Source organism: Arthrobacter sp. CAL618, assembly GCF_000468215.1.
In the GTDB taxonomy this organism is placed as follows: Bacteria; Actinomycetota; Actinomycetes; order Actinomycetales; family Micrococcaceae; genus Arthrobacter_D.
Window position 1 is genome coordinate 1845 of the sequence record NZ_ASZW01000039.1, and the last position, 5115, is coordinate 6959.

Below are 5115 nucleotides of genomic sequence, written 5' to 3' on the forward strand. Positions count from 1 at the left end.
GATGACGAGCAGGGCGGCGAAGACCACGGCGATGCCTGCCACTGACACCACGGCGGCGAGCAGCGGTTTGCGCAGCACCCAGGCCTGCAGCTGTTCGATTGGGCCGCGCGGGGTGTCAGATCCGGGAGCGAGCCGCCAGCCGCCGTCGAGCTTCCCGCGGCGTTCCATGGTCTGGTCGAACACGACCGACGCGAGCGGCACCACTGCGGAGAGCAGTCCGAGCAGCCCCACCTTGGGTGACCAGCGCTGGTTCACCCAGACGAAGATGGTGACCACCACGAACATGAGGAACACGAAGCCGTGGATCCCGCCCGCCGGCGAGATGAGCGCCTCGGTTGTCTGGGTGACGTATTTAAGGAACATCGCCAGGAGCAGGAAGGCCCAGGTCAGCGCCTCGGCAACGGCGACGGTGCGGAACAGGATGCGGGGGCTCATCGGTTTCTCCAAAGGGGTCGGTCCTTCCAAATTACCGCAGCCCGGCCCGCCGGACCCCACCGGGCTGGCGTTGGACATGTCACACCCGACCGGGCCGCCCGCCAAACTGTCAGGGGGAAATGGTTAGCTGAGAGCGTCCTGATACCGTGAACAGCTCCAAGGTTGCAGCCGCTGGGAGGCACAGTGTTTCTTCTCGACCCGACGGTCCCCGGTGCATTGCCGGACCTGATTTTTTCGGCCACCGATCTGGTGACTGCCGCCGAATGTGAGTACCGGCTGCTCTCAGTCCTCGACGAGAAGCTGGGCCGCTCCACCAAACCGGAGTTCGACGTCGACGCCATGCTGGAGCGCACCGCCGTCCTGGGTGACGTTCATGAACGCAAGGTCCTGGACGCCCTGATGGCCGAGCACGGACCGTGGAATCCGGCTGCCGGAACTGGCGTGTACGACGTCGTACCCGCCGCGGGCATGGAACGTGCCCTGCTGGAAACCAAGCACCGGGAATCGATAGCCGCACTCCGGTCGGGCGCCGACGTCGTCTTTCAGGCCGCGTTTTTCGACGGCCAGTTCCATGGCAGATCCGATTTCCTGGTGAAAACCGCCGAAGGCTCCTATGCAGTGTGGGACACCAAACTGGCCCGCCACGCGAAGGTGAGCGCTCTCCTGCAGTTGGCGGCCTACGGCGACCAGCTGCTCGCGGCGGGCATCCCCACGGCACCCGAGGTCACCCTGGTCCTGGGCAACGGCGCCCATAGCGTCCACAGCCTGTTGGACATCCTGCCCGTGTTTCGCGAGCGCCGCGACCGGTTCCTGCGCCTGATCGACACCCACCGCAACCAGCCCGAGCCGGTGTTGTGGGGCAGCCCCACGCATTCTTCCTGCGGCCGCTGCAACTACTGCCAGCTGAAAGTCGCCGAGACCCGGGACCTGCTGCTGGTGGGCGGGATGAGCACCACCCGTCGGGCGAAGCTGCACGAGATCAACATCAGGACCATTGACCAGCTCGCTGCCATGGAGGTTCCCGCGACGGACAAGAGCCTGCTCCGGCTCCGTGACCAGGCCCGCATGCAGACCGGCACCGCCCACCCTGATGGCAGCGTCGAGTACACCGGCAAGGACGGCGTGCCCACCACACTGAGCTACCGGGTACTTCCCGATCACACGCTGGCCACGCTCCCGGCGCCGAGCCAGGGCGACATCTTCTTTGATTTCGAGGGCGACCCCCTGTGGCAGGACAGCGCCGGACGATGGGGGCTGGAGTACCTGTTCGGCGTCGTCGAGAACCCGGACCGTGCCGGCGACCCTCCGCCATTCCTGCCGCTGTGGGCCCACTCGCGCGTCGAGGAACGTCATGCCTTCACCGACTTCCTGGAATACGTTGCGCAGCGCCGCGCCCTGTACCCCGACCTGCACATCTACCATTACGCCTCCTATGAGAAGACGGCGCTGCGCAACCTGTCGCTCGCCCATGTGGTGGGCGAGGACGCCGTGGACACCCTGCTCCGGGAGGGCGTCCTGGTGGACCTCTACGAGACCGTGCGGCACAGCCTGCGCATTTCGGAGCACTCCTACAGCATCAAGAAGCTTGAGCCCCTCTACATGGGCGAGCACCTGCGCAGCGGGGACGTGACCGACGCCGGAGCATCAGTGGTTGCCTATGCCGACTATTGCACGGCACGGGATTCCGGGAACGACGCCCTGGCCGCCGAGATCCTGGCCGGGATCCGCGACTACAACGAGTACGACTGCCTGTCGACCCTGCGCCTGCGTAACTGGCTACTGGACCGTGCCGCGGAGCGGGGCATCGCCGCTCACCCCGCTCCNCCGCGGGCTGACCTGCCGGGCGAGTTGGCGGAGCCCAGCCCTGAGGAAACCCGGCTCCTGGACTATCTGGAGGGCATACCGGCCACCCGCCCGCTCACCGACGACGAGCAGGCGGTGGCGATGGTCGCCGCCGCGGTGGGCTATCACCGCCGCGAAGACAAGCAGTTCTGGTGGGAGCACTTTGACCGGCTGGACAGGGCTGTCGAGGACTGGGCGGACACCCGGAACGTTTTCGTGGTGCAGCGGGCCGAGGTGCTCACCGACTGGGAAAAGCCCACCCCCCGCAGCAACCCGGTCCGCACCCTCCGGTTGTCCGGAGTAGCCGCCGAGGGGTCGGACTTCGAGCCGGGTAAGTCCCTGTTCCGCATGTATGACCAGCCGTTGCCTGACGACCTGGCAGCCGAGGATGCTGGGACCTCACTCAGGGCTGGCTGGTTCGGCACCGAAGTGATCCGCCGGGACCACGACGGGGTCAGGGAGGTGCTGGAGGTCCGTGAAAAGCTCAGGAAAAACGGCGCCGAATACGGTCAGGTCCCCGTCGCGTTGACCCCCGATCAGCCCATCGCCACGAAAACCATCCGCGCCGCCCTGTCCGAACTGGCCCACCAGGTGGGCTCTGCCCTGCCCGGCCTTCCCCCCAGCCCCGGGCTGGAAGTGCTGCGTCGGGCCAGCCCCACGCTGTCTGGTCTGCAGGCCCTGCCGGTGGTGGTCGACGGCGACTACGTCACCGCCATCACCGAAGCCGTGACCGCCCTGGACAACTCCTACCTGGCGGTACAGGGCCCCCCGGGCACCGGAAAGACCTATGTCGGCTCCCACGTCATCGCGGCCCTCGTGGCCCGCGGCTGGAAGGTGGGTGTGGTGGGGCAGTCCCACAAGGTGGTGGAGCACCTGATCCGGCGGGCCCTGGCCGCGGGCGTCCCGGCCGAGCGCACCGCGAAGAAGACCAAGGATCCCCACGCACCCTGGTCGCATGCCACCGACGACGGCGTTGCAACGCTTCTGGATTCTCCGGGCGGGGCGCTGGTCGGCGGCACCGCCTGGACCATGACGGGAAGCAAGGTTCCGCCTGGCTCACTGGATCTGCTGGTCATCGACGAAGCCGGGCAATACTCGCTGGCCAATACGCTGGCCGTTTCCCGTGCCGCCTCGCGGCTGTTGTTGCTCGGCGATCCGCAGCAGCTCCCGCAGGTCACCCAGGGAACCCACCCCGAACCGGTGGACACGTCGGCGCTGGGCTGGCTTTCGGCAGGCCACGCCACGCTCTCGCCCGAGCTGGGCTACTTCCTGGCCGACAGTTGGCGGCTGCACCCCGACCTCTGTGCAGCGGTATCCCGGCTGTCGTACGACGGGAAACTCGAGTCGGCGCCGGCGGCTACCCAACGATTCCTCGACGGACCTCCAGCAGGGGTGGAATGCATCGCGGTGGCGCACACCGGGAGAACTACTTCAGCACCCGAGGAGGCCGGCGAGGTAGTCCTTCAGGTCCACCGCCATCTGGGCCTGTCGTGGACCGGCGGGGCGGCTGAGCTGCCGCGCCCCCTGGAGCCGGAAGACATCCTGGTGGTGGCTGCGTATAACGCGCAGGTCCAGCTGATCCAGGACCACCTTGCGGCAGCTGGCCTGAGCGGTGTCAGGGTGGGAACCGTCGACAGGTTCCAGGGTCAGGAAGCCCCAGTGGTCCTCGTCTCGATGGCCTGCTCCGCCGCAGCCGAGGCGCCGCGAGGGATCGGCTTCTTGCTGAACCGCAACCGGATCAACGTTGCAGTATCGCGGGGGCAATGGCGGGCAGTCGTGATCCGCTCCCCCGAACTCACCCACCATTTACCGTCCCGGCCAGAACAGCTTGAGGAGCTGGGTGCGTTTATTGGATTGTGCACCGCGCGGACGGGTGTCCTGCTGTAGTGGCCCTTAGCCGGGCGCTGCCTTAGCCGGGCCTTGTTTTAGCCGGGCCCTGCCTTAGCCGGGCGGCGGTGAGCTGATGGTCAGGACCGCTACGGCGCCCTCCCCTGCTGCGGTGTAGGAATGGCGATCGTCGCTGCGCCACGAATGAGACTCACCGGCCGTGATCGTGAGTTCCTCGGCGGCGCGACCCACCCTCGCACTGCCGCGGACCACCAGCAGGTGTTCGACGACGCCCGGGCCGTGCGGGGGTGACACCCGGGAACCGTCCGGCGCAATGGTGAGCCAGTACACCTCGGTGATGCCGCCGTCGTCGTGATGACGGCTGCCCATCAGCCGAGCGCTGACCGCTTCGTCGCTGGCCTCCGCACCTGGTTCCTCGCCGAGGAGCACCGCGAGCGGCACGTGCAATGGCGCGGCCAGTGCATACAGCGTTTCGAGCGTGGGGTTGCGTTGGCCGGTCTCCAGCTCGGATAGCGTTCCCTTGCCGATCCCGGCCTGCGCCGCCAAACCCGTCAGGGAGAGGCCCTGCTCTGAACGTAGCGTCCTGATGGTCCGTCCCACTGCGGTCAGCCGATCGGGGGTGGATCTAGTGGTCATTGAAGGCCTCCTCCGGCTAGGATAACAGCGTTCCGTATACAGAACTGGTGTTTTCGGGACCTCTTCGACCAGCCGCACAGATTGCGAGACCACACCCGTGCCGCCCACCGCAACACACCCGACCCTCCGGGAACCAGTGCTCGCCGGAGTGGTGACCGCACTGGTTGGTTTCACCTCGTCATTCGCGGTGGTGCTGGCCGGCTTGCGGGCGGCCGGCGCCACCGAGCAGCAGGCTGCGTCGGGGCTCCTTGCGTTGACTGTCATCTTCGGCGCCGGAATGATCCTGCTCTCCACTGTCTACCGGCTTCCGATCACCCTGGCCTGGTCCACCCCCGGCGCGGCGCTGCTGGCTGG

At 67.3% G+C, this 5115-nt stretch carries 3 protein-coding genes and 1 pseudogene; 2 read left to right on the top strand and 2 right to left on the bottom strand.

What is annotated here, in order from left to right; translation table 11 throughout:
• Positions 1–513 (bottom strand): annotated as a pseudogene (locus K728_RS0102245) (DUF3817 domain-containing protein); the annotation flags it as partial.
• Between the two features lie 105 nt (positions 514–618).
• On the opposite strand from K728_RS0102245, the gene K728_RS0102250 reads away from it, so the two are divergent.
• Entirely contained in the window at positions 619–4164 is a 3546-nt protein-coding gene (locus K728_RS0102250) for a TM0106 family RecB-like putative nuclease (protein WP_024475714.1), read from the top strand.
• Between the two features lie 54 nt (positions 4165–4218).
• Here the strand turns inward: K728_RS0102250 and K728_RS0102255 are convergent, their stop codons facing one another.
• Positions 4219–4761: an XRE family transcriptional regulator gene (locus tag K728_RS0102255; protein WP_024475715.1), complete on the bottom strand. Its 543-nt coding sequence runs from the start codon at positions 4759–4761 to the stop codon at positions 4219–4221.
• Positions 4762–4858: 97 nt separating this feature from the next.
• On the opposite strand from K728_RS0102255, the gene K728_RS18195 reads away from it, so the two are divergent.
• Positions 4859–5115: benzoate/H(+) symporter BenE family transporter (locus K728_RS18195; RefSeq protein WP_192813103.1), on the top strand; the 257-nt coding region annotated here is incomplete at its 3' end.